At 58.7% G+C, this 25,884-nt stretch carries 22 protein-coding genes; 3 read left to right on the top strand and 19 right to left on the bottom strand.

Annotation, left to right across the window (positions count from 1 at the left end; all coding sequences use genetic code 11):
* Positions 1–71 precede the first annotated feature (71 nt).
* Positions 72–1,373, top strand: a complete 1,302-nt coding sequence (locus DWY03_RS03435; protein WP_117839909.1) for a glycosyltransferase — start codon at positions 72–74, stop codon at positions 1,371–1,373.
* 458 nt (positions 1,374–1,831) lie between these two features.
* Here DWY03_RS03435 and dut read toward each other — a convergent pair whose 3' ends face one another.
* The 3 genes from dut to DWY03_RS03420 are packed head-to-tail and all read right to left on the bottom strand — an operon-like array spanning position 1,832 to position 3,224.
* On the bottom strand, positions 1,832–2,275 hold the full coding sequence (gene dut / locus DWY03_RS03430) for a dUTP diphosphatase (protein ID WP_117839908.1): 444 nt from the start codon (positions 2,273–2,275) through the stop codon (positions 1,832–1,834).
* Between the two features lie 4 nt (positions 2,276–2,279).
* Positions 2,280–2,723 (bottom strand): transcriptional regulator NrdR, encoded by a 444-nt coding sequence (gene nrdR / locus DWY03_RS03425; RefSeq protein WP_022093781.1) that lies wholly within the window; start codon positions 2,721–2,723, stop codon positions 2,280–2,282.
* 51 nt (positions 2,724–2,774) lie between these two features.
* A complete protein-coding gene (locus DWY03_RS03420) occupies positions 2,775–3,224 on the bottom strand; it encodes a LysM peptidoglycan-binding domain-containing protein (protein ID WP_158558610.1) in 450 nt (149 codons plus the stop codon).
* Between the two features lie 163 nt (positions 3,225–3,387).
* Here DWY03_RS03420 and lexA point away from each other — a divergent pair, with 163 nt between their 5' ends.
* Both lexA and DWY03_RS03410 read left to right on the top strand, forming a co-directional pair.
* Entirely contained in the window at positions 3,388–4,032 is a 645-nt protein-coding gene (gene lexA, locus DWY03_RS03415) for a transcriptional repressor LexA (RefSeq protein ID WP_117839906.1), read from the top strand.
* Positions 4,032–4,736, top strand: a complete 705-nt coding sequence (locus DWY03_RS03410) for a heparan-alpha-glucosaminide N-acetyltransferase (protein WP_117839905.1) — start codon at positions 4,032–4,034, stop codon at positions 4,734–4,736. Before lexA ends, DWY03_RS03410 begins: the two co-directional genes overlap by 1 nt.
* On the opposite strand, the gene hflX is transcribed toward DWY03_RS03410, so the two are convergent.
* The 16 genes from hflX to DWY03_RS03330 form a co-directional block, all read right to left on the bottom strand.
* Positions 4,721–6,010 carry a GTPase HflX gene (gene hflX / locus DWY03_RS03405; protein ID WP_117766609.1) on the bottom strand — a complete coding sequence of 430 codons (1,290 nt, stop codon included), beginning with the start codon at positions 6,008–6,010 and terminating at the stop codon, positions 4,721–4,723. The genes DWY03_RS03410 and hflX overlap by 16 nt on opposite strands.
* Positions 6,010–6,948, bottom strand: coding sequence for a tRNA (adenosine(37)-N6)-dimethylallyltransferase MiaA (gene miaA, locus DWY03_RS03400; protein WP_117639866.1), 939 nt, complete (start codon positions 6,946–6,948; stop codon positions 6,010–6,012). Before miaA ends, hflX begins: the two co-directional genes overlap by 1 nt.
* Positions 6,948–8,318 carry a tRNA (N6-isopentenyl adenosine(37)-C2)-methylthiotransferase MiaB gene (gene miaB, locus DWY03_RS03395; protein ID WP_117639868.1) on the bottom strand — a complete coding sequence of 457 codons (1,371 nt, stop codon included), beginning with the start codon at positions 8,316–8,318 and terminating at the stop codon, positions 6,948–6,950. Before miaB ends, miaA begins: the two co-directional genes overlap by 1 nt.
* A 45-nt stretch (positions 8,319–8,363) precedes the next feature.
* Positions 8,364–8,681: a stage V sporulation protein S gene (locus tag DWY03_RS03390; RefSeq protein ID WP_006235982.1), complete on the bottom strand. Its 318-nt coding sequence runs from the start codon at positions 8,679–8,681 to the stop codon at positions 8,364–8,366.
* 74 nt (positions 8,682–8,755) lie between these two features.
* Positions 8,756–9,841 carry an ATP-binding protein gene (locus DWY03_RS03385; protein WP_117639870.1) on the bottom strand — a complete coding sequence of 362 codons (1,086 nt, stop codon included), beginning with the start codon at positions 9,839–9,841 and terminating at the stop codon, positions 8,756–8,758.
* A 1-nt stretch (position 9,842) separates the two neighbouring features.
* On the bottom strand, positions 9,843–11,393 hold the full coding sequence (rny, locus tag DWY03_RS03380; RefSeq protein WP_117629182.1) for a ribonuclease Y: 1,551 nt from the start codon (positions 11,391–11,393) through the stop codon (positions 9,843–9,845).
* Between the two features lie 257 nt (positions 11,394–11,650).
* Entirely contained in the window at positions 11,651–12,343 is a 693-nt protein-coding gene (locus DWY03_RS03375) for a regulatory protein RecX (protein ID WP_117639872.1), read from the bottom strand.
* Positions 12,344–12,354: 11 nt separating this feature from the next.
* Positions 12,355–13,503 carry a recombinase RecA gene (gene recA / locus DWY03_RS03370; RefSeq protein WP_022094695.1) on the bottom strand — a complete coding sequence of 383 codons (1,149 nt, stop codon included), beginning with the start codon at positions 13,501–13,503 and terminating at the stop codon, positions 12,355–12,357.
* A gap of 257 nt (positions 13,504–13,760) precedes the next feature.
* Positions 13,761–14,291 carry a CinA family protein gene (locus tag DWY03_RS03365; RefSeq protein WP_117639874.1) on the bottom strand — a complete coding sequence of 177 codons (531 nt, stop codon included), beginning with the start codon at positions 14,289–14,291 and terminating at the stop codon, positions 13,761–13,763.
* Positions 14,292–14,303: 12 nt separating this feature from the next.
* Positions 14,304–14,852 (bottom strand): CDP-diacylglycerol--glycerol-3-phosphate 3-phosphatidyltransferase, encoded by a 549-nt coding sequence (gene pgsA, locus DWY03_RS03360; protein ID WP_231500751.1) that lies wholly within the window; start codon positions 14,850–14,852, stop codon positions 14,304–14,306.
* A 99-nt stretch (positions 14,853–14,951) separates the two neighbouring features.
* Positions 14,952–16,301, bottom strand: coding sequence for a 30S ribosomal protein S12 methylthiotransferase RimO (gene rimO, locus DWY03_RS03355; protein ID WP_117639878.1), 1,350 nt, complete (start codon positions 16,299–16,301; stop codon positions 14,952–14,954).
* 27 nt (positions 16,302–16,328) lie between these two features.
* Positions 16,329–16,826: a YajQ family cyclic di-GMP-binding protein gene (locus tag DWY03_RS03350; RefSeq protein ID WP_022094699.1), complete on the bottom strand. Its 498-nt coding sequence runs from the start codon at positions 16,824–16,826 to the stop codon at positions 16,329–16,331.
* A gap of 26 nt (positions 16,827–16,852) precedes the next feature.
* On the bottom strand, positions 16,853–18,364 hold the full coding sequence (locus tag DWY03_RS03345) for a helix-turn-helix transcriptional regulator (protein ID WP_117839904.1): 1,512 nt from the start codon (positions 18,362–18,364) through the stop codon (positions 16,853–16,855).
* Positions 18,364–21,138, bottom strand: coding sequence for a DNA translocase FtsK (locus DWY03_RS03340; RefSeq protein WP_231500746.1), 2,775 nt, complete (start codon positions 21,136–21,138; stop codon positions 18,364–18,366). The genes DWY03_RS03345 and DWY03_RS03340 overlap by 1 nt, the downstream gene beginning before the upstream one ends.
* A gap of 1 nt (position 21,139) precedes the next feature.
* Positions 21,140–22,810: a ribonuclease J gene (locus DWY03_RS03335; protein ID WP_117839903.1), complete on the bottom strand. Its 1,671-nt coding sequence runs from the start codon at positions 22,808–22,810 to the stop codon at positions 21,140–21,142.
* Between the two features lie 639 nt (positions 22,811–23,449).
* Positions 23,450–25,696, bottom strand: a complete 2,247-nt coding sequence (locus DWY03_RS03330) for a polyribonucleotide nucleotidyltransferase (RefSeq protein ID WP_117839902.1) — start codon at positions 25,694–25,696, stop codon at positions 23,450–23,452.
* Positions 25,697–25,884: the final 188 nt, after the last annotated feature.

Raw genomic sequence — 25,884 nt, 5'->3', positions numbered from 1 at the left:
AATTTACGTGAACGTGACACTCATGCACTACAATGATAAATCCGTATTACAAAGCTGAAGGGGAGTTATCGATGGACCAGGCGCAGACGAGTGACGACGCTCCCCTGCTCACGCACAGCACTCCCCAATCGGAGCAAACCACGCTCCTGGCTCAGCAAAAACCTCTCGTGACCATCGTGCACGCCTCCGTTGGCTCGGGCCACAAGGCCGCCGCAAATGCGATTGCGCAGGCATTCGACCTCATCCGCGGCACCAATGGCATCCCCGAGGATATTGAGATTGAAGTGCTCGATATCCTTGATTTTGGACGTATTAAATTCGACGGCAATAAGACCGCGGCTTCTTTTACGGGAGCCACGCGCCCCATTTACGACCTGACCTGGCGATATACGCTTACGGGACATCTTCTCTGGGGTGGCGGAACGGCATGGTCGCGAATTATGTTCCCCGCCTTCAACGAATATATTCGTAGCCGCAGGCCCATAGCCGTGGTTGCAACGCACATCACAGCAGCCAATGTTGCCGTGGGCGCCCGCGTAATTACGGGTATCGATTATCCGGTCATCTGCGTACCAACAGACTATGAAGTCGAAGGCTTTTGGCCCCACAAGGACACCGACCTGTTCTGCGTAGCCAACGAATTTATGGCCGAGACACTTCGCCCCCGTAAAGTTCCCGAGACCAAAATCCGCATTACAGGCATCCCCATTCGCGCCGGGTTTGATACGGACTACAATCGCGAGGAAGAACTCGAGAAGTTCAATCTCCCCACCGACAAGACCGTCGTGCTGGTAATGGCCGGTGCCAGCTTGCCTCAACCGTACGTTCGCTTTCGCGCGGAGATGGACCGCACCCTCCCCTTCCTACGCAGCTTCGAAGACATGCACTTTGTCTTTTTGCCGGGCAAGGATAAGGAATACGCCGCCCGCCTCAAGACACTCTTCGATGCCATGAAGCTCGAAAATGTCACGGTGCTGGACTATGTCGACGACATGGCGGCCCTCATGCACGGGTGCGACCTGGCAATCCTCAAATCGGGCGGACTCACGGTCACCGAGTGCCTATGCGCACATCTGCCGATGATTCTGCTGGGCAAGTCCTATGGCCAGGAAAAGGCCAACACCACCATGCTCACCGGCATGGGCGCCAGCATGCATGTCACCACCGCACGAGAGCTCATCGTTACCCTACGTCACTTGCACGACCATCCCGAATCACTCAAAGCCCTACTCATCAACGGCGAAGTACTACGCCGCCCCCACGCAGCCGAAGACATAGCCATCGCAACCATGGAGCTCGTAGGCAAACCCCAAAAGCGCAAACGAGCCTTCTGCCGCTTCTACTGGGGCGGAAAACCCGCGCATATCAGGTAGTGATTTACTGTCCGCTGACCGGCCCGACCCGCCTATATATCATCCCATGCTCAAACATTCTCGCTGCGCAGGGCGCACTAATCCCGCCCGTTCGGGGCTCACCCATATCATTCCATGCTCAAACATTCTCGCTTCGCTGCGCTCGCTGCGAAACTGCGCGTGGAACGATATGGGTGAGCCCCGAACGGGAGGCTTCTTGCTTGTAACAATATTATTCTTACTGGTTAGTTGATACGACAAAGGAACAGTTCCTTTGTCGTATCAACTAACTGTTATTAGATTATTTGTTTCTACCTTCGCAGGCTCTAACTGGGGCGAACCCGGCGTAGCCGCTAGCAAGTAAACGTAGCTCACCCGTGGGAGACCCCTATATATCGTTCCACGCGCAGTTTCGCAGCGCAGCGAGAATGTTTGAGCATGGAATGATATATAGGGGGCCTCCCACGGGTGAGCGGACATTACAATACGCCGCTAGAACCGAAACCGCCGGCTCCTCGGTCGGTTTTGTCTAGTTCTTCTACTTCTATGAGATTGACCGTGGGGACTTCTTGGATGACGAGTTGGGCTATGCGGTCGCCTTTGTTGATTTGGATGTCGTTGGTGGGATCCAGGTTGATGAGGATAACCTTGAGTTCTCCTCGGTAGTGAGCGTCGATGAGGCCCGGCGTGTTGACTATAGACAAGCCCTGCTTGATGGCCAAGCCGCTGCGGGGCTGGACGAAGCCGGCGTAGCCATCGGGCAGGGCGATGGCCAGCCCCGTAGAGACCAGACGGCGTTCGAAGGGCTTCAGGACGCAGTCTTCGTTGGAGCGTAGATCCAAGCCGGCATCGGTGGGATGGGCGTATTTGGGAAGCTCGACGGTGGGGTCGAGACGCTTTATGTTGACGGTAATGTTGGACATGGAATCACCTTAGCTTGTCGAGCTCTTGCAGAAATTCATCGACGTCTTTGAAATCGCGGTAGACCGAGGCAAAACGGATGTACGCAACCTTGTCGATCTTGGCCAAGCGCTTGAGCACCATGTCACCCAACTCATGGGACGTGACGGCCGTCAGTGTGCGAGAGCGCAGCTCGACCTCGATGTCGTCGATAATCTCATTGAGCTTCTTAGTGTCGATATCGCGCTTGATGGTGGCGCGCATCAAGCCGACGAGCAGCTTATTGCGATCGAACCGCTGCTTGGTTCCGTCTGACTTAATGACCTCGATAGGGTCCTCGCATCGCTCGAACGTTGTAAAGCGATAGTTACACGAGCAACATTCGCGACGGCGCTTAATGGTGTTATTTGACTCCTGCATACGGGAATCAACGACGCGGGTATGTGCCTTGCCGCATTTGGGACAGCGCATGGTACCTCCTCTTAAACGATAACAAGGGTACCATGCGCAGCGCGATAATGATTACGAACGAGCAGGAACCTTAAGATGCGCACCGGCGGCGAGCGAACCATGCTCCAGATGATTGACGTTACGGATCATGTCGGAAGTCTCTTGCGTGGAAAGGCCTTCGATTGGATATTCCTCGGCAAGCGACCAAAGAGAATCGCCAGTCTGAACGCGAATGGTCTCGTAAGTAATGTTGGAAACGGACTCGGCATACGCGGCGTGACGAGCGCTAAAGACCGAAGTAGCGAGGACAAAGAAGAGCGTAAGCGCAACGGCGACGGCGACAATCGTCGGAACCTTCAGGGCAACGCGGGCCGGCGCGACTACAGCCTGCTGATTGCGAGCAGGCTTTACGGTCAAAGGTTGAATGCCGGAGCGGCCACCCTGAACAACAGTAAAAGTGGGTTCTGCAGGCGTCTCGAGCTTAAGGGCGAGGTTTCCCTGGACCATATTCGTTACGTTCATCATGTTCTCCTCTCGCGTGTTTTGCTGAGAACAGTTTTATCAAGCCGCGCGGACAAAAATGTCTAGCGCGAGAACGAATGTTCGGTTATTATTATCTTCGAACAGTTGTTCCTGTCAAGCAAAATTCGAACATTTGTTTGACATGGGTAGAGAGGATGCCCTGATGGCTCGCAAAATTACCAAGCGTCAGCAGCAAATTTACGACTTCATCAAGGAATATCAGCAGGAGAAGGGTTATCCGCCCAGCGTGCGCGAGATGGCTTCTGCCGTGGGCCTTTCCTCCCCCAGCACCGTGCACGCCCATCTCTCTGCCCTTGAAGCGCGCGGGCTACTCAAGCGCGATGCCACCAAACCGCGCGCCCTGGAACTCTTTAACGAGGATGGTTCCTCTGTCTCAATTTCTAAATCTGACGAGCCCACCGCACCTCGCGGAACGGTCTCGCTGCCGCTCGTTGGTCGCGTCGCGGCTGGGATTCCCATTCTGGCCGAGCAGAATATCGAAGACACGTTTACTATCCCGACCGAAATCGCCACTGATCAGGGTTCCTTTATCCTTGAGGTGCATGGGAGCTCAATGATCAATGTCGGCATCTTCAATGGCGATTACATCATCGTCCGTGAACAAAAAAGTGCCATGAACGGCGAAATTGTCGTGGCCATGATTGATGGTTCGGCGACCGTCAAGACGTTCTACAAGGAGCAGGGACGTGTGCGCTTGCAGCCCGAGAACGACGCTATGGAGCCCATCTATGCGACGAACCCCGTTATTTTGGGAAAAGTTGTCGGTTTAATGCGCCGGTTCTCGTAATGCAAAAACGCATCACCATCTTTGATACCGTCCGCGGGTTTACGATGATTTCTATGGCAGGATTTCACGCTTGCTATGATCTCGCCTACCTGTACGGCTGGGATATGCCCTGGTTTACCCAGTCAGTCTTTCAAGACATCTGGCGCGCCAGCATCAGCTGGGTATTTTTGTTTATCGCGGGTTGGATGTGCACGCTCTCACGCAACAATGCCAAACGAGCGGCTAAGTACGCTGCCGCAGCTTTGGTCGTCTGGATCGCAACAACGCTCGTATCGGTCGACGATTCAGTGAACTTTGGCATCATTTATTGCATGGCGGTGTGCACCGCGGTGGTTGCGTTCACCCGTCCGTTACTCCAAAAATTACCGGGCTCATGGGGCATCGCAGCGTGCCTTGTTCTTTTTGCCCTAACCTGGGGCATTCCAAAGGCGGTCTACCCACTCCCCTACCTGGCATGGCTTGGATTCCCAGGCCCGGGTTTTGTTTCGGGAGATTACTATCCGCTCATACCGTTTGTCTTTATGTACCTTACCGGCTTTTTTGCTGCCCAGGCAGCACAAGCATCAAGTCTCGAAGCGCCAGCATGGGCATACGCCAATCCTATCCCGGCGCTCGCAGTCCTGGGTCGGCATGCCTTACCGTTCTACCTGCTCCATCAGCCAGTCATTCTAGGCGTGCTGGAAATCGTTTATTCCGTACGATAACGCTCGAGCCGCGGTGCAATACGAGCCGGCAGTTTCGCCACAATGCGAACGCCGTCCTCGAGATATTCCTCATGCAGAAGGGTTCCCTGCTCATGCACCAGCGTGATGAGAGCGCCCTCACGATACGGGATATCAGCGGAGAGCAACACATCGGTGGCAGCTGCCTCGCGAGCAATCCGGTCGACGAGATCGTCGAGCCCCTCGCCCGTTTGGGCCGAGAACAGAACGGCCTCCGGATAGCGACGACGGAAACTCAATCGATCGACGCTATCGAGAAGATCGATTTTATTGAATACGGTCAGCGTTAAACGCTCTCCGGCGCCGATCTCATCAAGCACGCGGTCGACAGCCTCCAGCTGCCGCTCATAGTCCTCGTCAGACGCATCTACGACTTTGAGAATTAGATCGGCACCCAAAACCTCGGACAGCGTCGATTTAAAGGCATCGACCAGACCATGCGGCAGCTTTTGAATAAAGCCGACGGTATCGGTAATCGTCATGCCGCGACCGCCGGGCAGACGATACGAACGCGTCGTCGGGTCGAGCGTAGCAAACAGCTTGTCCTGCGAAAGTACCGTAGAGCCGGTCAGACGATTGAGCAACGTCGATTTACCGGCATTGGTATAACCGGCTAACGCGACGCGAAACGCCGGGGACTCAATGCGACTCTTGGATTGAACATCGCGACGCTGTTCAACCTGCTTGAGCTCACGACGAAGCGCAGCGATCTTATTACGAATGAGGCGACGGTCGACCTCGAGCTGACTTTCGCCCTGACCAAAACGTGAGCCGATGCCGCCGCGCGTCTGCTCCTTAGCGAGATGGCTCCACATGCCACGCAGGCGAGGCAACAAATATTGAAGCTGTGCCAGCTGTACCTGCAGGCGTCCCTCACGCGTCTGAGCATGCAGGCCAAAGATATCCAGGATCAGTGCAGTACGATCGATAATCTTTACCGGCTCGCCCACGGCTTTCTCCAAATAGGATTGCTGCGAGGGGGTCAGGTCGTCGTCAAAAATAACGACATCGGCATCCATGCGATGCACCAGGCCGCACAGCTCTTCAACCTTACCGGAACCGATAAACGATTTAGGATACGGCTTTACCAAACGCTGCGACAAGCGTGCCACGCACTGGGCACCAGCTGTGTGGGCAAGACGCTCCAGCTCATCAAGCGAGCGATCGAGCGGCCATGCATTGTCGCGCCACTCAACACCAACTAAAATGGCACGCTCGGGCTCGGGTGCCGTGGGAACAAGGGGGAAACGGGGCATTAGGCAGCCTCAATACGATGCAGGATATCCTCAACGACCTCATCGATCGTACATTCATCCATATCAAACCACACGATACGGTCATCGCGCTTAAACCACGAAAGCTGACGCTTGGCATAACGACGCGAACGCATCTTAATGAGTTCGCGAGCCTCATCCATGCTCATCACGCCATTGAAAGCATCAATGATCTCTTTATAGCCAATTGCCTGCATCGACGTCAGGGCATCACCCAGCCCCTGGCCCATAAGACCGCGGACCTCATCGACAAGACCCTGCTCAAACATCAGATCGACGCGCTGGTTAATGCGCTCGTAGAGCACCTCGCGATTACGCGTCAGACCAAACCAAAGGGCATGATAATGCTCGTGCGGAACACTAAACTGCGACTTTTGCTGCGCATAGGAGACGCCATCATCATGCATCTCGAGCGCACGAATCACACGGCGCACGTTATGGGGATGAATAACAGCAGCCGATTCTGGATCGCGCTCGGCAAGCAAGGCATGCAGTTCTTCCTCGCCAATACGCTCGGCAAGCTCCTGATAGCCCGCACGACGATCGTCCTCAAGTTCACCCGAGGGAAAGTCCATCTCATCGAGGGCGGCCTTGAGATACAGCCCCGTACCTCCGCAAAAAACCGGCAGGCAACCCGAACCAAGGAGACGTTCAACATGCGCGCGAGCGTCGGCCTGATAAAGCGCAGCAGAATATGCCACACCCGGCTCTACAATGTCGACGAGACGCAGCGGCGCCGTGCACTCATCGGGCGCCATCTTTGCGGTACCGATGTCCATGCCGCGATAGATTTGCATCGCATCGCACGACAGCACTTCGGACGAAAGACGAGCTGCCAAACGGTCGGCAACATCACTCTTACCAACCGCCGTCGGACCGACGATCGCAACGGCGGAAAGACCTGCCCCGGGAGAAACCATTAGCGCGGCTCGCCCACAACGGAGCCGGACAAATACCAGGTCTTGGCAACGTCAACGTCAACATCAACGATCTTACCAACAAGCTGATCGATGCTGTAACCCTCGGGGATAGGCGCATGCACGGTCTGATTCTTGGGACTCTTGCCCAGCAGGACCGCGTCGTTCTTTTTACTCGTTCCCTCAATGAGCGCCGGAACCACAGTATGAAGCTCACCCTGGTTATACTCGTGTGCCGTGGTCTCGATAACCTTAACCAGACGGTTGAAACGCTCGAGAATAACCTCATGCGGCGTAGGATCGTCAATCTCGGCGGCCGGGGTACCGGCGCGCTTGGAATAGATGAAGGTATAGGCCTGAGCATAGCGGACCGTCTCGGCAAGTGAGAGCGTCTGCTCAAAGTCTTCTTCAGTCTCACCCGGGAAGCCAACGATAATGTCGGTCGAGAGCGCGATATCGGGCATGCGGTTGCGAATGCGATCGACAAGGCCCAGATAGTCCTCGCGTGTATAACGGCGATTCATCTCTTTGAGGATCCGCGTCGAACCTGACTGGACGGCCAAGTGCAGCTGCGGCATAACGGCAGGCGTCTCGGCCATGGCGTCGATGGTCTCGGGCAACAGGTCCTTGGGATGCGAAGACGTAAAGAAGATGCGCTCCACGCCCGTATCGCCCACGGCACGCAGCAGATCGGCAAAACGCGGCTTGCCAAACAGATCGCGACCATATGAGTTAACGTTTTGGCCCAGCAGCGTAATCTCACGCACGCCCTGGCGCACCAAACCGGTCACCTCGTCGACAATCTCCTCGAAGGGGCGGCTCTTTTCGCGACCGCGCACGTACGGCACGATGCAATAGGTGCAGAAATTATTGCAGCCCGTCATGATGGGCACCCAGGCGTGATACTGAGTCTCGCGATGCCACGGCATGCTCATGGCATCCGTATCCTCATGCTCATTGGTGCGGATATGACGCTTACCATCACGGAACGCCTCGGCAATGAGCTCGGCCACATGTGCAATGGAATGCGTGCCAAAGATGACATTGACGTTATCGACGTTGGTGAGCAGGCCCTCGCCATCGCGCTGCGCGATGCAACCGCCAACGGCAACCACGCGCTTGCCCGAAGGCGAAGGCGGCAGGCTTTTGCAGGAATTGCACTGACCGTACAGGCGAGTATCGGCGGCCTCGCGCACGCAGCACGTCATGAAGACAACGATATCGGCATGCGCGGGATCGAGCGCCATGAGGCAGCCATACGAATCAAGCAGACCGCTCACACGCTCGGAGTCGTGCTGATTCATCTGGCAGCCAAAGGTGCGGATAAAGTAGGTTTTACCGGCAAGAATATCGCGTACGGAACGCTGGTCCATGTGCATAAGTCCTAACGATGGGGAGCGAAACAAGGCAAGCAGAAGCTATGCCACAGGCTTAACATCATCCATGACGACGTTATCCATAGCAGCTCGATTGATCTGGTGAACGTAGATAGAAAGGCGGATGGCCGTGCGCGACTCCCCGTTAATGAGGATGTCGGAGAACACGGGCGCGCAGGAAATATCAAAACCGGTTGGAATCAAAAAACCGCGCGCGATAGCAACGGCCTTAATAGCCTGGTTGACGGCACCGGCGCCGACACACTGGATGTTGACGGGTACACCATCCTTGACCATGCCGGCGATGGCGCCGGCAACGGACGCGGGCGATGATTTGCTTGATACCTTCAGGCAATCCATGAAGAAACTCCTGCATTTAAAAGTACGTTTTAACTGCAACAACTGTATCGTACCGAGTGGACTCGGTAAAGGCACTATTCCTCTTTGGCAAGATCAAAGGTCACGGTGATTCGATCACGCGAAACACGGATCTTTGGGTCGCCGCAAAGGTTGAGATAGTACCGGGCGGCAAGGTCATTAAAGTCGCGTTCCACAGCGCGCGAAAACTGTGCCATGTCATCCTTGGCAATACGTAGCCCGCGACGATCCTTCGCGAGATCGACAGGAGTCGGCGCATGCGAGGACGAATCACGCTCGCGCAGCAGACGCGCGGTCACACCGCGAACGGGCTTAATCTGCCCTGCCAAAATGCGATGGGCCGTGCGCTCGGACATCTCAAGACCCAAACCCGAACAAATACGGATAAAGTCCTCGGCATCAGAAGCAAGGCCTAAACGATCGACAACCGGAAGCTCGCTCTCGTCATCAATGAACAGGAGACGAGACGTATCGAGCCGACTTGACGCTTGAGCATAAAGGGTCGCGGCAATCTCAGACGGAGAACCGAGATAGACATCGCAACCACGCAACTCCTCGAGCGCAAACTCACAAGCAGCGCGAATAATATTATGTGGACCGCGAGCGCAGACATAACGTCCGTCCTCATCCTTGACGGCCTGGGGCCAGCTGGACTGATCGGCACGCTCACTGAGGCGGTCGGCCGCAACGCTCACCTTGAAGGCTGAACCAAGATCGACGCCGGACGTGACCACACGGGCCTCGTCGGCGTTCTGCTTAATCGAAAACAATGCCATGCCACGACCGTGAACGCCCCAACGGTCCATCTTCATGCTCTCGAGCTTGGAGGTAACGCGGGCATCAAAGATTCGCTCTTGCATATCCTGCGGAACGCCAGAACCGTTATCCAGAAAGACAAGCGTGCGGACGCCATCTTCCTTGGTCGTGGCGAGATAGACCTTGTCGGCGCCGGCATCGCGAGCATTACGGAGCATTTCGATGACGATGTCCTCGACATGCTGAATGTCGTGCTTAGCCTGGCGCCGCTCGGCCTCCGAAACGCGGAGGCGGACATACCCCTCGCCAAGGTTCTCCTCGACGCGAAGGTTGCCCTCCCCCGACATCGACGCGATAAATGAGATGAGCTCGTTCGCGTCGCTCATGTTATTTAGCGATATCGACAGCGCGGCTCTCGCGAATCACGACGACGCGCACCTGACCGGGATACTCCATCTCTTCCTCGATCTGATGGGCGATATCGTGAGCCAGAACCGTGGACTGGGCATCGGAAATCTTGTCCGGCTGGACCATGACGTGGACCTCGCGACCGGCCTGCATGGCATAGGTACGTTCGACGCCGTCATGGGAGTTGGCGATCTCCTCAAGCTTCTCAAGACGCTTGATGTAGTTCTCGGCAGACTCGCGACGGGCACCGGGGCGAGAGGCAGAGACAGCATCGGCGGCCTGCACCAGGACATCGAGCACCGTGTTGGGGTCGACATCGGCATGGTGAGCCTCAATAGCGTGGACGATAACGGGCTTCTCGCCATAACGGCGGGCAAGCTCGGCGCCGATGACGGCGTGCGGGCCCTCGACGTCGTGGTCGATTGCCTTGCCCAGGTCATGAAGCAGGCCGGCGCGCTTGGCGGTCACAACGTCCAGGCCAAGCTCGGAAGCCATCACGCCGCACAGATCAGAGACCTCGAGGGAATGCTGAAGCACGTTCTGACCAAACGAGGTACGGTAGCGCAGGGCACCAAGGGTCTTGACGATCTCGGGGTGCAGATCGTGGATGCCGGTATCGAAGGCAGCCTGCTCGCCAGCCTCGCGCACGCGCTGCTGAACCAGGTCGGCGGCCTTGTGATACATCTCCTCGATACGGGCAGGGTGAATGCGGCCGTCGGCGATGAGGTTCTCGAGGGCGACGCGGGCGGTCTCACGACGGACCGGGTCGAAGCTCGAAAGAACGACGGTCTCGGGCGTGTCGTCGATCACGAGGTTGACGCCGGAAACCTGCTCGAAGGTCCGGATGTTGCGACCCTCGCGACCGATGATACGGCCTTTGAGGTCATCAGAGGGAATGTGCACGGAGGTAACGGTGACCTCGGCAGTGTGATCGGCAGCGCAGCGCTGAATCGCCAGAGACAGAATCTCCTGGGCGGTCTTGTGGCACTCGGCGCGAACCTGCTGCTCAGACTCGCGAATGATCGTGGCGGCCTCGTGGGTGACCTCGCCGCGAACCTTATCAAGGAGCTCCTTGTGCGCGTCCTCGCGGGTAAGGTCGGCGATACGCTCGAGCTCGGAGGTCTGCTTTGCGCAGAGCTCCTCGAGCTCACGGGAGCGCTTCTCGACCTGACCGGCCTGGCTGGACAGCTGATGCTCGCGCTTGTCGAGAGCGTCGTTGCGGCGATCGAGAGATTCCTCGCGCTGCATCACGCGGTTCTCGAGCGTACGAATCTCGTTCTTACGCTGCTTGTCCTCGGCCTCAGCGGCCTGCTTGTTCTTGATGATCTCCTCTTTAGCCTCGAGCAGAGCCTCTTTTTTGAGGGTCTCGGCCTGACGCTTAGCATCACCGATCAGGGACTCAGCCTGTGCGTGTGCCGACTGGATTTTTTCGTCGGCCTCGTGAAGACTACCCTGCTTGGCGGTGCGCATGTAGGCAATGGCGGCGATGGCACCCAAAATGATGCCAACGAGCGCTGCGATGATAGGCATGCTCACTCCTTTTTATGGATTCGTTACACAACAAAGCGAACCGTCCTTACGAACGGCTCGCGACATTTGAGTAATATGGGCGCAGCTTATGCGGGTCGGATACAGATAAACATATAAACAAACTCATCACAGATGAGCACATATCACAAAGCAAATGACAGTGTTTATCGTACGTTGAACCACAACAACTGTCAAATAAATGGCCCCAGCACGGCGGCTAAAACGCGGTGAACGGCAGGGCCACAAAACGCATACGCCTAAACCGCACATTCCTCACGTTCGGCATCGAGACGTGCCTTAACGGCATCGGCGGCGATGTGATACGAGAAGCCCTTGCCCATCAAAAACCGAACCAGTTTTTCGAATCCGCGCGTCTCTGGAACACGCCGCTTGGCGAGCAGGGCTGACGCACGCGCCAAATCGTCTTCGACGGCAAAATAATCCTCGGGATAACCGGGAATGTCATCGAGCACGACATGACGGCGCTTGAGCTCGGTCTCGATTTTACGCTGTCCCCAACCGCGCCGCTTGCGTTCCTCGATAAAGTACGAGCAAAAGCGGTTCTCGTCTAAAAAGCGATACTCGGTGGCGCGCTCGACGGCGAAATCGATCGCGGGCTGGCGAAAGCCGTAGCGTGCCAACTTGTCACGGACCTCACCCGTCGCATGGTCGCGTCGCGATAGCATCTCGGTCACCATGGTAAGTGCACATTTACGCTCGATGAGCTGCACCGCTTCACGAAAGTTATCCCAATCACAGGGAAGATCGGGGCGATTTTTGACATACAGGCGCGCGACCCGCACGGGAATCCAAATGGACCGCTCAAAACCGCCCTCAAGCTCACAATCGATATGTGCGCAAGGCTTTTTGGACGCATACCCGCTCGAGAACGAGGAGGCCGCCTTCTTATCGGGAAGGACAACCGTGGCCTCGGTCACCGTATACGACATGAGCGTAACCGCTACTCGTCGTCATCATCGAGCATGGCGGAACCATCGATGGCGTAAAGCTCGTCAAACTCCTCAGGCGCAGGCTGATCGGTCAGCTCGACCTCGGACGGAGCATCGTCATCAAACTCAAGCCCGCAGGCAAGGCGGACCTTATGCTCAATCTCGTCGGCGCAATCGGGGTGTTCGCGCAGGAACGCCTTGGCGGCCTCGCGACCGTTGCCGAGCTTGTCCTCGCCATAGGCAAACCAGGAGCCCATCTTCTTGCAAATGCCGCACTCGACAGCCATGTCCAGAATCGAGCCCTCCTTAGAGATGCCCGTACCGTACATGATGTCGAACTCAGCAGAACGGAACGGAGCTGCCACCTTGTTCTTAACGACCTTGGCGCGCACGCGGTTACCGATAACCTCATCCTTAAGCTTAATGCTGTCGATGCGGCGAATGTCGATACGCACCGAAGAGAAGAACTTAAGGGCGCGGCCGCCCGTCGTGGTCTCAGGGTTGCCGAACATGACGCCGATCTTCTCTCGCAGCTGGTTAATGAAGATGCATGTCGTGTTGGACTTGGACAGCGAGCCGGCGAGCTTGCGGAGCGCCTGACTCATCAGACGAGCTTGCAATCCGACCGTGGTATCGCCGATCTCTCCCTCGATCTCGGCACGCGGGGTCAGCGCGGCGACGGAGTCGACGACGATGGCATCGATGGCGCCGGAACGCACGAGCATGTCAACAATCTCGAGCGCCTGCTCACCCGTATCAGGCTGGGAAATCAGTACCTCGTCGATATCCACGCCAATGCGCGCGGCATACGTGGGATCGAGCGCGTGCTCGGCATCGATAAATGCCACCACGCCACCCATTGCCTGGGCTTCGGCCAGGATCTCGAGCGAAAGCGTCGTCTTACCGGAGGACTCAGGACCGTAAATCTCGACGATACGGCCGCGCGGCACACCGCCGATACCCAGAGCGGCATCGAGTGCCAGAGCGCCCGTGGGGATGGCCTCAACCTCAAGCTCGGGGCCGCCGTCACCATACCTCATGATGGAGCCTTGACCGAACTTCTTCTCGATCTCGGCCTTGGTGGTGGCGATCATCTCATCGCGCTCTTTACCCGTCGTGCGAGCATGAACGGTACGTACGGGACCTGAATTCTTGGCCATGAATAGCCCTCCTCTTAACAACCTGCATCGATAATAAACGAACGGCTGTTCGTGGTCAACCGTTCAGGCCAATCATATGCAGGCAGTCTTTCCAAAACCCAACCAAACGCCGACCAAACACTGACCAAATGCTTGACCACAAAGGGGCAAATAAGAACAAGAAAGGCAAAAATACACCTATGACCAGCGCAAACGCTAAATTCGTCAGGGGTCCCTATCTCCACAATTAAGGGGCCCGAAGGCCCCTTAAAACACGTCTATTCCATAGAGTTGAGCACAAGGGCAATGCGTCCCAATGCCTCCGCGACCGCATGGGCACGAACACACGAACGGTCGCCCTCATAGTGGCAGCGCACAGAGTCCACGACCGGCACTTCCCCATCAGCCGCGCGATACGCCCAGCCAATATAGAAAGTGCCAGCCGGATCGTCCTCAGTGCCGCCGCCGGGGCCGGCATAACCCGTTGCGCTCACTGCAATATCGCTCTGGTACAGCTCCAGCGAACCCGCCGCCATCTCGCGCGCGGTCTGATGCGACACCGCGGTATAGCGGTCGAGCGTCTCCTGATCAACACCCAAAACGCGATGCTTGATCTCATCGCAGTAGGTCACCGCACCGCCACGCAGCACCGCCGAGGCGCCCGGGATATCGGCAATCGTCGAGGCGATCATACCTGCTGTCAGCGACTCAGCCGTCGAAACCGTCACGCCCCGAGCGCTCGCGCGCTCGACAATATGACGCGCCAGCTCCTCGTTATGTGCGGAGATCTGCTCAAAAGAGTCCGTCATACCCACCAGAACCTAGACCGAAAAGACGATCTTGCGGCAGTTCCAGAAGTACTGGGCGCCCGAGATAACGGTCAGGACAACGGCAACGGCGTACAGGAAGCGCGACACCGAGTAGATGCCGAGCGTCAGCGCCAGCGGGCCAAGGTGCAAGCCGGCCATAGCAAAGACGCACAGGTAACCGCAGATGGAGACCATCGTGGTCGCCGTCTTGTACTTGCCAAGCTTATCGGCGGCAACGACCACGCCGGCGGCACTCGCGACCATGCGAAGGGCGCTCACCAGAAGCTCACGGAACAGGATAATGAACACGGACCACACGGTCACAGCGCCAAAATCCAAGAACAGCAGCAGAGCCGAGAACACCAGCAGCTTATCGGCAATGGGGTCCAAGAATTTACCGAAGTCGGTAATCTCATTGCGCGAACGCGCCAGATAACCGTCGACCTTATCGGTGCACGACAGGATCACATACAGAATGAAGGCAGCGGCGGCGAGCGGGCCGTCGAAGGTGCTCCAATCTGTACCGGCAACACTCGTGTGAGAAAGCGCCGACACGATCATGAACACCGGGATAAAGACGATGCGAACGCACGTCACGATGTTGGCGGGCGTCCAAACACTCGTCAGTTCCTTATTGCTCTCGTTTGCCACGATGCTCTCCTACTCCACAACATGGCCGATAAGCTCATAGCAGAAGCTATCGGTAAACTCGACCGTCAGAATATCGCCCACGGACGCCTCACTGGCGTCCAAGTGCACCGCGCCATCCGAATCGGGCGCCTGGAACCAAGCATGGCCGATCAGCTCGGCGCCGTCCTCGGTCTCCTCGATGCCGTCGACAATCACCTGGGCGCGCTCGCCCACATGTGCGGCGGTGGCGGCAAAACCGAGCGACTCGGCCAGGTCCATGGCCTCCTGGGCGCGCTCGAGCTTGACCTCCTCATCGACCTGACCCTCCATCTTAGCGGCCAGGCTGCCCTCCTCCTGCGAGTAGGCAAAGACACTCGTGTAGTCAAAGCCGACGGTGTCCATAAAGTCGATAAGGTCGCGGAACTCGTCGTCGGTCTCGGTCGGGAAGCCGACCATGGCCGTGGAACGGATCACGATGCCGGGGATACGCTCACGCAGATCGCGGAACAGGTCCTCGAGCTCCTGGCGCGAACCAGAACGGCGCATAGCCTTGAGGATGCGCGCGTCGCAGTGCTGCACGGGGATATCGATATAGGGCAGCACCTCGGGCATATCGCGAATCGTATCGATAAGCTCGTCGGTCATGCCCTCGGGCTGCAGATAGAGCACGCGGACCCAGACGTTGTGCGGGCGCACGGCCTCGGCGACGGCATGCAGCAGCTGCGCCAGATTGCGCGGCGAGCCATCGGTGGCGTCTTCGTCGGCAAAGTCGGTGCCCCAAATACCCGTGTCCTGGCCGATCAGCACGATCTCGCGCACACCGCCGGCAACCAGGTCGCGTACCTCGGAGATAATGCTCTCGGCATTGCGCGAGTGATAACGACCGCGGATATACGGGATCATGCAGAAGCTGCAGAAGCGGTTGCAGCCATCGGAAATCTTGACGTAAGCAACGGCGCCCTCGACAGTGCGCTTGACTTGCGGAATATAGGCAGCGATCTCACGCTCGACACCCAGCACGCCATCGATGACCGCCACGACGCCGTCCTCCTCGTCGGCCTTCACAAAGGCAGCGACCTCGGGCAGCTCGTCAGGCAGGTCGTCGCCATAGCGCGACGGCACACAGCCGCACATGACGATGGGACAAGAACGAACGCCGTCCTGAACCTCGTTGGCGAGCTCGAGCGTGGTCTCGATGCTCTCGGACGTTGCGGAGGCGAGGAACGAGCATGTATTGACGATGGCGATATCGGCATCCTGTGGGTCGAATGCCTCCTCGTAGCCCGCGGCGGTCAAAAGAGAACGCATGCGGTCGGTGTCAACCTCGTTCTTAGCGCACCCGAGGGTGATGTAGAGCACGGAGCCCAACGGTGTATCCATGTTGGAGAGCAGTCCTTTCGAATGATATTAGCGGTAGTTGGTGAACTGCAGCGGCTGGCCGTAGTCCTGGTCGCGCAGGAACTGGATCACGGTCTGCAACGCGTCCTTCGAAGCAGAGGAAACACGCAGCTTATCGGCCTCGATAGTCACCTTGACCTTGAGCTTTTGGTCCTTGATGTCCTTGTTGATCTTCTTGGCGGTCGCCTGGTCGATACCCTCGACGATATGGCCGAGCACGCGCACGGTGCCGCCCGATGCCGCCTGCGGAGCATCCCACGAGACAGCCTTGAGGTCGATGCCGCGCTTGATGAGCTTGGAGCTCAGCACGTCGATAATCTGCTTGGAGACAAAGTCGGCCGGGGCGTTGATCGTAAAGAGCTTGTCGCCCTTCGAAAGCTCGATCGTGGCGCCGGAATCCTTCAGGTCATAGCGCTGGGAAATCTCGCGCGTGGTTTGCTGGAAGGCGTTGTCGACCTCTTGCATGTTGACCTCGGACACGACGTCGAAGCTGGAATCTTTAGCCATGATGTTTCCTTTCGCGTACGAGCGACTTAGTAGCTATCGTACGAATAGTCGGTAGAATCGGTGGACGTCTGGCCGTCAGTTGCGGTATCGGCGCCATCCGTGGACTGGGCATCGGTGCCGTCGGTGGTGTCGGTACCATCGGTGGTGTCGGTACCATCAGAACTTTCACCATTCTCGGAACCAGTCGTCTCCTTCTTGGGAACGGTGATCGTCACACGCGCCACGCCCGAGGTCTTGGTATCGTAACGGACCTTTTCGCCGTTCTTGGTAACGGTGACATCGGAAGGCTTGGACGTGGTGATCTCGATCGAGGACTCAGGCGTGTACTCCTGCTCAAAGGGGCCAGTCGCCTGGGCGCCATAGACCGACTTGCCATCGACCTTGACCTCAATCCAGGCGGTCTTTCCCTTGGCAACGGAGACCTTGACCTTCGTTACCTCGTTTTCTTCCTTTTTAGCCGTCGTCTTGGTGGCGTCCGAATCGGTCGACTCATCCGTCGCCTCATCGGTGTCCTCATCCTCGTCGACGATTTCGGTCTTCTTAGAAGACTTCTTGGTCGTCGTCTTGGTAGCAGTGGGCGTCTCGGGCGTGGTCTCGGGCGTCGAAGATGCGCAGCCGCGCAGAAGTACCACGATGAGCACGATCAGCAGCAACGCCACGGCACCGATACCGGCGTAGACGATACGCGGATCGAGTCCGTTGTTTTGAGGAGCACGGGAACCGCCGCGTCCACGACTGGAACTGCTGCGGCCGCCTCCCTGAGGCATACGGCCACGATGGCTATCGGAACGGCCGCGATAGCCACCCTGGCCCTGAAGGCTGCGCTGACCCGATCGGGGCGCAAGTTCACCGCGGCCTTGATAGCCACGCTGGCCCGCACGCGGAGCCGAAGAGCGCTGGCCATACGGCTGTGATTGAGAGCGAAGACGCGGCGTCACCTGCGTGGTATCGGCGTCCGCATAGCCGCCGCGAGCACGACCGGCAGAGATACCACGGTGACCGCGATCGGAATAGCCGCCGTCGCCGTAGCCGGCACGAGGGTCACGCGCCACGCCGCGGGCAGCGGGAAGTGCACGGTCCTCGGGCATCGGCGTACTGCGGAACCGGTCACGCTGCGAGCGAATCTCCTCGCCCGAACCCGTCTCGGTAATATAACCGGCCTGCTGAGGACGCTGTCCATAGCGAGTCGAACGACCGCCCTGAACCATCAGGAAGCGCCCGTTATCGACAGAGGAACGCGAATTGACGTAGCCGGCGGCGTCCTGGAAACGACCGCCCTGCTGCGACGTCTCGCGTTCGTATGCCATCAGTTCGTCAAAGTAGGCATTGACGACCTCGCGCGGATTGAGGCCCAAAAAACGAGCATAGCTCGAAATCATGCCCTGCGCATAGCCGCGCGGCGGCATCGAAGCAAAGTTACCGGTCTCGAAAAACTCGATGATCTGCGGCCTGATTTTGATGGTGTTGGCGACCTGCTGAATGGAAAGGCCCATTCGGCGACGCTGCTCGAGCAGCATGTCACCAAAGCGTGCAGCCATCAGAATCCTCCAAACTCACGATCTTCACGTGCCATCTCGGCGTCGACAGATTCCAGCGCGGCAAGCCCTTCCTCGTCCAACAGGACCTCGCGCGGCTTGGAACCGTCGGGCGGGCCGACGACACCCTTTTCTTCCAGCATGTCCATAATACGCCCGGCACGCGCATAGCCAACCTTCAGGCGGCGTTGCAGGCCAGATGTGGAGCCCAGCTGCGATTCCACCACAATATGGGCGGCTTCCCAAATGAGCGGATCATCGTCTTGCGGCTCGGCGACTCCGGTGCGGACAATGCCGCCACCAGCCATGGACATGGAAGCGGGCGCCACGGCGGACAGAATCTCCTCGTGGTAGTCGGGCTCGCTCTGCGACTTGACGAACTCGACAATCTCGTTGATTTCGTCGTCCGAGACAAAGCAGCCCTGGATACGGCGGGGCTTGCCCCAGTCGACCTTGGAGAACAGCATGTCGCCCAAACCGGTGAGCTTCTCGGCACCCATCTGGTCGATGATGACGCGCGAGTCGATGCCCGTGGCGACGTTAAAGGCGATGCGGTTGGTGATGTTGGCCTTGATAAGGCCCGTCACCACGTTGGAGCTGGGGCGCTGCGTGGCAACGATAAGGTGAATACCGGCGGCACGGCCCAGCTGTGCAATACGCACGATCGAGGCCTCGACATCCTTACCGGCGACCATCATCAGGTCAGAGAGCTCGTCAATGATAATGACCAGGTAGGGCATCTTTTGCGGCGGGTTGTCGTAATGCTCAAACTCGCCAGCAGCCTGCTTTTCGTTGTAGGTCGAGATCTTACGCACGTTGAGACGCTCGAAGACCTTCAGGCGACGCTCCATCTCGGACACAGCCCATTGCAGAGCGCTCGCGGCCTGCTTAGGCTCGGTCACCACGGGCACATAGAGATGCGGAAGACCGTTATAGCCCGCAAGCTCGACGCGCTTGGGGTCGACCATAATCAGGCGAACGTCCTCGGGAAGGGCGCGCATGAGCAAGGTCGTGATGATGGAGTTGATCATCACCGACTTACCAGAACCGGTCGTACCGGCAATCAACAGGTGAGGCATCTTGGCGAGGTCGGCGACAACCGGCGTGCCCTCGGCGTCGCGGCCGATGGCGAGCTCGAGCGGACCGCCCTTCACATAGGGCAGCACGTCGCCCAGATTGACGTTCTGGCGCTTGCGGTTGGGAATCTCGATGCCCACGAGCGAGGTGCCGGGGATCGGGGCAAAGATACGCACCGACTGGGCAGCGAGCGAAAGCGCGATATCGTCCTCGAGGCTCGAGATTTTGCTCACACGCTCGCCCTCACCGGGCTGCAGCTTAAAGGTCGTCACCGTGGGGCCGGCGATCCAGCCGACCACGCGGGCACTGCGGCCAAACTCAAGCAAGGTGGATTGCAGTGACTCAGCGGTCTGCTCCAGCTCCTTGTCCGAAGACGCGGCGGAAGCCGACTGCGGGTTGGCATGCAGGATTTCGAGCGGCGGAAGCTTGAGGCCGTCCTCCTCTTCGCCCTCGTTATCTGCGGCGCCGTCGTCCACTCCCCCATCACGAGCCGCAGCCGATTCGATAGCACTCGTGGCAGGCGCATCGGCAACCTTGGGATGCTTTAAGAAGTCGGGAATCTGAGGTGCGGCCGAAACAGGGTTCACGGCAAACGGCGGCTCGGACTCGTCAACCTTGTCCGGATCGTCCTCCATCGAAAGCTGTCCAGTGACCTGCCCGCGCTTGGCGTGGCGACGCGGCAGCAAGGTTGTCTTGGCGGTCTCGAGCGGAGCCTCGTCGTCCTCGTCGTCACCCTCGGTGAGCTCAATCTCGCTATCGGACCAAGACGGGTCGGGCTCGCTTGTGTTGAGCTTGGGCGCAGCCTTGCCCTTCTTGGCATGGCGGCGCGGCAGCAGCGTGGTCTTGGCGCGCTCGGCTTCAACCGACTCGGATACGTCGACAAATGGGTCATCGTCCTCGTCGTCATCCAAAACCGGGTCGACATCGCCACCCATGACCGTGGTCACCGCGGCGTCAGTCCCCTTCTGGCGCAGAATGCTCAGGTGCGGACGAGCGACGCCGGGAACAGACAGGGCCTCTTCATCGCCCCACGGGCTCGCATTGACATCGGCACGTCGACGCTCGGCAAAATCGGCAGCGCGATCGCGTGCGGAGCGCAAAACGCCACCCACCGAAAAGCCGATAATGACCAAACCAACGACGACAAGCCCCAGCAAGACAACCATGGCGATAGGTTTACCCAGGGCGTTTTGCAAGGCACTTGCGATAAAGGCGCCAATGTAGCCGCCCGACACGGAAAGGTTCTGCGGCGTAAACATAAGGTCGCACGAATCGCTCGTGCCCGGCACCATCAGCGAAAGAATGGAGACGACGGCGATAAAGACCAAGGCGCCGCCCGCAACAGAGCGCACGTTGAGCGGCGAGTCCTCACCCAAAAAGAGCGTGGCGGCAAACAGCAAGATGACGATCGGCAGCACGTAGGCGCCCAGACCAAAGCCCAGGTGGTAGAAACCGGCAACCGCAGCCGTCACGGGCGCTGTTGCCGGAGAGATCACGGCAATGAAGGACGCGATCGCCAAAACGGCGATGACCACACCGGCGATATCGCGATTGGCTGAGGGCTCGACCAGGGGCTCGAACTCATCAAACTCGGACTCGTGGCCCTTATTGGCACGCAGATGGGAACCGGCACCCTTAGCAGATGCCGGTTGGTTATTGGCCTTATTGCCTTTGGCGTTTTGTGCAGATCCGCGCGCCAAACTAAACCTCCATGACGACCGGGATGATCATCGGGCGGGTGCGCGTACGGCTCCAGATAAAGTTAGAGAGCGAATCGCGTACGGCCTTGCGAATGGCATCGGAACCGCTGCTCGTAAAGCCGAACTTGCCCTTCTCGATCGTCTTCATAATGGATGCGGAGGCATCCTCGGAGAACTGGTCGTCGATGGCAAACGAGACACCACGGCCCGAGAACTCGATGGCCTCGATCTTCTTGTGCTTAAGCGAGACGATGGCAACAGCGGTAACCATACCGTCGTTGGCGAGCTTCTGACGATCGCGCAAGACGATGGGGTCGGTATCGCCGATACGCAGGCCGTCGACGTAGACGACGCCGGACTCGACGGGCGTACCGCGCTTAACGATACCGCCACGCATCTCGAGCGTGTCGCCGTTGTCGAGGATAAAGATATGATCGTCCTTGAGACCCATCTTGCGGGCCAGCTGGGCATGGGCGCGCAGATGCACGGCTTCACCGTGAACCGGCATAAAGTACGTGGGCTTGGCCATGGCCATCAGGAGCTTGAGCTCCTCCTGGCTACCGTGACCGGAGACGTGAACGAGAGCGCGGTTCTTATCCCACACGTCGCAGCCGAGCTTGGCCAGGCTGTTGACGACCTGCTGAACGGCCTTCTCGTTACCGGGGACCGGCGTTGCCGAGAGGATGACGGTATCGCCCTCGTGGATGGAGAGCGTCTTGTGCTCGCCGTTGGCCATGCGCGAAAGGGCCGACAGAGGCTCGCCCTGCGAACCGGTACACATGACGACAATCTTGTCGTCGGGCAGGTTGTCAATGTCGAAGGCATCGATGATATCGGCGTCGTCGATGTTGAGGTAGCCAAGCTCACGCGCCACGCGGGTGTTCGTGAGCATGGAGCGACCGGTCACGACGACCTTACGGCCGCACTTGCGGGCGGCATCGCAGATCTGCTGCAGACGATGGATGTGGCTCGAGAACGACGCGACGAACACGCGACCCGGCGCATTCTTGATGGCGTGCAGCAGGTTGGGACCAACCTCGGCCTCAGACTTGGTAAAGCCCGGAACCGTGGCGTTGGTGGAGTCGGAAAGCAGCAGGTCGATGCCCTGCTTGGCAAAGCGGCTGATAGCGGCATAGTCGGGCGTGACGCCATCGATGGGCGTCTGGTCGAGCTTAAAGTCGCCCGTGTGCATGACGGTGCCCTGATTGGTGCGGATGAACACGCCCAGAGCGCCGGGAATGGAGTGCGTCATCGAGAAGAAGTCGAGCGAGATGCCGCCGAGGTTGACATGGCTGCCGCCCTTGACCTCGCGGAACTTAGGTGCGCGGATGCGAAACTCGGAGAGCTTGCCCTCGATAAAGCCAAGCGTCAGCTTGCTCGAGAAGATGGGCACCTTATTGTTGAGATCCTGCAGCAGATACGGAAGCGAACCGGTGTGGTCCTCGTGGCCGTGGGTAACGACGATACCGCGTAGCTTCTCCTCGTTTTCTAGAACATAGGTGTAGTCGGGAAGCACCAGGTCGATACCGGGCTGGGAGTCATCCGGGAACATGAGACCGGCGTCGACGAGCACCATGTCGTCGCCGCACTCGAAGACCGTCATGTTCTTGCCGATGCCGTCAAGGCCGCCGAGCGGGATGATCTTCAAGGGAGATGATTTTTTAGCTGCCATAAGTGAGTGTTGTTTCCTTTCTTCGAAACGGGTCTGGAACAACCGACGGGGCGCTTCTGGCAAACCGACCGCCGGGAACGTACAAACATGCATCACCGAGTCGATGCAGTAACCCCAGTATGATACCCATTTGCACAACAACAGACCACCCATGCATCAAAGCCCCATCTGAACTGGTCTATCCCGCCGGTTTCCCGTGGGGCGGGCGCTGATGAAGTTTCCTGCTCTACAGTCCTGCTCACGACGGAGGCCACATTAAGTGGCCTCCTGTTCGTGCGGAACTCGCGATAAACTTCATCAGCGCCCGCCCCACGGGAAACCTGCCAAAAAAGGACAGGTTTGTTTTGGTCGGTTTTATATGGGAAGATGCTGCTGCGGCTATCTACAGATCTGAAATCTGACTACTGAATAGACTGTCTAACTAAATAGCGAGCGACACTAACCAGCCCTTTTGCTTGCGACCGGGAGGGGCGCATATGAAGTTTATCGCGAGTTCCGCACGCAAAGGAAAGCACTTAATGTGCTTTCCGTCTTGCGCAGGACTGTAGAGCAGGAAACTTCATATGCGGCCCTCCCGGGCGCAAACAAAAGGGCGACCCCTTAGGAGTCGCCCTTGCATGAGCTGCTTATGTACGGCTGTTACTCGGCGTCGTGGTGGCGGCGGGGCTTGCGGCCTCCGTTGTCGCCGGGACGGCGCGGACGGTCACTGCGCTCGGAGCGCTCGCGTCGCGAACGCTCACGGCGCTGGAAGTGCTCGCCGTCGCCCTCGGAGGCACCCTCGGTGCGAGCCGGAGCCTCGGGCTTGTCGAGACGATCGAGCGAGATCTTGCCGCGATCGTCGACCTCGATGACGACGACCTTGACCTCGTCGCCCACGTTGAGGACGTCCTCGACCTTCTCCACGCGGCCCTTGGCAACGCGGGAGATGTGCAACAGGCCGTCCTTACCGGGCAGCAGGTTGACGAAGGCGCCGAAGGGCTGGATGGAGACTACGCGACCGGTGTACTCCTCGCCAGGCTCGGGAACCTTGATGATGAGCTTGATGCGCTCGACGGCCTGGTCGACGGACTCGCCGGTGCCGCCGACAAAGACGGTGCCGTCCTCCTGGATGTCGACCGAAGCGCCGGTCTCGTCCTGGATGCCGCGGATGACCTTGCCGCCGGAACCGATGACGTCGCGGATCTTGTCAGTCGGGACCTGGATGGAAACGATGCGCGGAGCGGTGCTGCGCGTGGTGTGGCGCGGCTCGGGGATCACATCGAGCATCTTCTGCAGGATGAAGGCGCGACCCTCCTTGGCCTGCTGCAGGGCGCGGGCCAAGATGTCAAAGGTAAGACCAGTGGCCTTGTTGTCCATCTGCAGAGCGGTAATGCCCTCGGTGGTGCCGGTGACCTTAAAGTCCATGTCGCCAAGGAAGTCCTCGAGACCCTGGATGTCGGACAGGACCACGGTCTTGCCCTCCTCCTGGATCAGGCCCATGGCGATACCGGAGACCGGGCGCTTAATGGGCACGCCGCCGTCCATAAGGGCGAGCGTGGAGCCGCAGGTCGAAGCCATCGAAGAGGAGCCGTTGGACTCCATGACCTCGGAGACGACGCGGATGGCGTAGGGGAACTCGTTCTCGTCGGGGAGCACCGGAAGCAAAGCGCGCTCAGCCAGGTTGCCGTGGCCGATCTCGCGGCGCTTGGGGCTGCCCATGCGGCCGGTCTCGCCGGTGCAGAACGGCGGGAAGTTGTAGTGGTGCATGTAGCGCTTGCCCTCGGTGGGCTCGATGGTATCCAGACGCTGGCCCTCGTTGAGCATACCGAGCGACAGGACGGAAAGCACCTGGGTCTGGCCACGCTGGAACAGACCGGAGCCGTGAACGAGCGGCAGGTAGTTATCCTTCACCATGATGGGGCGAATCTCATCGGCGGCACGGCCGTCGACGCGCTCGCCGGTCTCGACGACCATGGTACGCATAGCCTTCTTCTCGAGCTTCTTGAGCGCCACGGGAATCTCGCGCTCCCAAGCGGACTGCTCCTCCTCGGTGAACTCGGCACGGATGGACTCCTTCAGAGCCTCGACCTTACCGATACGGGAGAGCTTGTCGGCGTCGCGAAGGGCGGCTGCCATCTCGTCGTAGTGGGCGAAGATGCGCTCCTGGACCTCCTCGACGGGCTGGTCGAGCGGGTACTCCTTCTTGACGATGGCGCCGTTGACCTGCTCCCACTCGGCGACAAACTCGTCCTGAGCCTGGCAGAAGGCAGCAAGGGCCTCCTGGCCAAACTTCATGGCGGCGAGCATGTCGTCCTCGGAGATCTCCTCGGCGCCGGCCTCGACCATCGAGATGAAGTCGGCGGAGCCACCCAGCTCCAGGTCCAGATCGGAGTTCTCGCGCTCCTCATAGGTGGGGTTGACGATAAACTCGCCGGTCTCCACGTTGCGGCCGATGCGCACGCAGGCAAGCGGACCCTCGAAGGGCACGCCGCCGAGCGTCATGGCCAGGGAGGCACCCATGACGTTGATGACGTCGAAGGGGTTGACCTGGTCGGCGACGAGCGAGGTGGCGACAATGTGCACCTCGTTGCGGAAGCCGTCCGGGAAGCTCGGGCGAATCGGACGGTCAATCATGCGCGCGGTGAGCGTGGCCTTCTCGCTGGGACGGCCCTCACGCTTGAGGTAACCACCCGGGATGCGGCCGGCTGCGTACATCTTCTCGTTGAAGTCGACGGTCAGCGGGAAGAAGTCGTAGTTCTTGCGCTCCTTGGAGACAACCACGGTGTCGAGCATCGTGGTGTCGCCCTGCTTGACCAGGCAGGCGCCGGTGGCCTGCTTGGCAAGCTCGCCGGACTCAAAGGTGTAGGTCTTGCCGTACAGCTCAAAGGTCTTGGATACGAGTGTCATTGTTCTCCTTTACCCCACAGGCCCCTTGCCTGTGGGCTTCTCATGTGACGCGGGCCCCCTGCCCCCGCCACGCTTCAGAGCGTGATTGTTCGCGCCCTTACACAAAAAGAGCGCCCCGCTGCGCAGGACGCTCTTAGCATGTACAAATCCTTACTGGATGTTACACATACCAAGGCTCCCATAGGTTA

This window comes from Collinsella sp. AF23-2 (genome assembly GCF_003459245.1).
Lineage (GTDB): Bacteria > Actinomycetota > Coriobacteriia > Coriobacteriales > Coriobacteriaceae > Collinsella.
This window is presented reverse-complemented; position numbering and strand designations above follow the sequence as displayed.

Excerpts from the sequence above, each read along its gene's own strand:
- DWY03_RS03435 (WP_117839909.1), top strand. The coding sequence starts at position 72 with ATGGACCAGGCGCAGACGAGTGACGACGCTCCCCTGCTCACGCACAGC.
- dut (WP_117839908.1), bottom strand. The coding sequence starts at position 2,275 with ATGTCCAACATTACCGTCAACATAAAGCGTCTCGACCCCACCGTCGAG.
- nrdR (WP_022093781.1), bottom strand. The coding sequence starts at position 2,723 with ATGCGCTGTCCCAAATGCGGCAAGGCACATACCCGCGTCGTTGATTCC.
- DWY03_RS03420 (WP_158558610.1), bottom strand. The coding sequence starts at position 3,224 with ATGAACGTAACGAATATGGTCCAGGGAAACCTCGCCCTTAAGCTCGAG.
- lexA (WP_117839906.1), top strand. The coding sequence starts at position 3,388 with ATGGCTCGCAAAATTACCAAGCGTCAGCAGCAAATTTACGACTTCATC.
- DWY03_RS03410 (WP_117839905.1), top strand. The coding sequence starts at position 4,032 with ATGCAAAAACGCATCACCATCTTTGATACCGTCCGCGGGTTTACGATG.
- hflX (WP_117766609.1), bottom strand. The coding sequence starts at position 6,010 with ATGCCCCGTTTCCCCCTTGTTCCCACGGCACCCGAGCCCGAGCGTGCC.
- miaA (WP_117639866.1), bottom strand. The coding sequence starts at position 6,948 with ATGGTTTCTCCCGGGGCAGGTCTTTCCGCCGTTGCGATCGTCGGTCCG.
- miaB (WP_117639868.1), bottom strand. The coding sequence starts at position 8,318 with ATGGACCAGCGTTCCGTACGCGATATTCTTGCCGGTAAAACCTACTTT.
- DWY03_RS03390 (WP_006235982.1), bottom strand. The coding sequence starts at position 8,681 with ATGGATTGCCTGAAGGTATCAAGCAAATCATCGCCCGCGTCCGTTGCC.
- DWY03_RS03385 (WP_117639870.1), bottom strand. The coding sequence starts at position 9,841 with ATGAGCGACGCGAACGAGCTCATCTCATTTATCGCGTCGATGTCGGGG.
- rny (WP_117629182.1), bottom strand. The coding sequence starts at position 11,393 with ATGCCTATCATCGCAGCGCTCGTTGGCATCATTTTGGGTGCCATCGCC.
- DWY03_RS03375 (WP_117639872.1), bottom strand. The coding sequence starts at position 12,343 with ATGTCGTATACGGTGACCGAGGCCACGGTTGTCCTTCCCGATAAGAAG.
- recA (WP_022094695.1), bottom strand. The coding sequence starts at position 13,503 with ATGGCCAAGAATTCAGGTCCCGTACGTACCGTTCATGCTCGCACGACG.
- DWY03_RS03365 (WP_117639874.1), bottom strand. The coding sequence starts at position 14,291 with ATGACGGACTCTTTTGAGCAGATCTCCGCACATAACGAGGAGCTGGCG.
- pgsA (WP_231500751.1), bottom strand. The coding sequence starts at position 14,852 with ATGATCGTGTCGGCGCTTTCTCACACGAGTGTTGCCGGTACAGATTGG.
- rimO (WP_117639878.1), bottom strand. The coding sequence starts at position 16,301 with ATGGATACACCGTTGGGCTCCGTGCTCTACATCACCCTCGGGTGCGCT.
- DWY03_RS03350 (WP_022094699.1), bottom strand. The coding sequence starts at position 16,826 with ATGGCTAAAGATTCCAGCTTCGACGTCGTGTCCGAGGTCAACATGCAA.
- DWY03_RS03345 (WP_117839904.1), bottom strand. The coding sequence starts at position 18,364 with ATGGCTGCACGCTTTGGTGACATGCTGCTCGAGCAGCGTCGCCGAATG.
- DWY03_RS03335 (WP_117839903.1), bottom strand. The coding sequence starts at position 22,810 with ATGGCAGCTAAAAAATCATCTCCCTTGAAGATCATCCCGCTCGGCGGC.
- DWY03_RS03330 (WP_117839902.1), bottom strand. The coding sequence starts at position 25,696 with ATGACACTCGTATCCAAGACCTTTGAGCTGTACGGCAAGACCTACACC.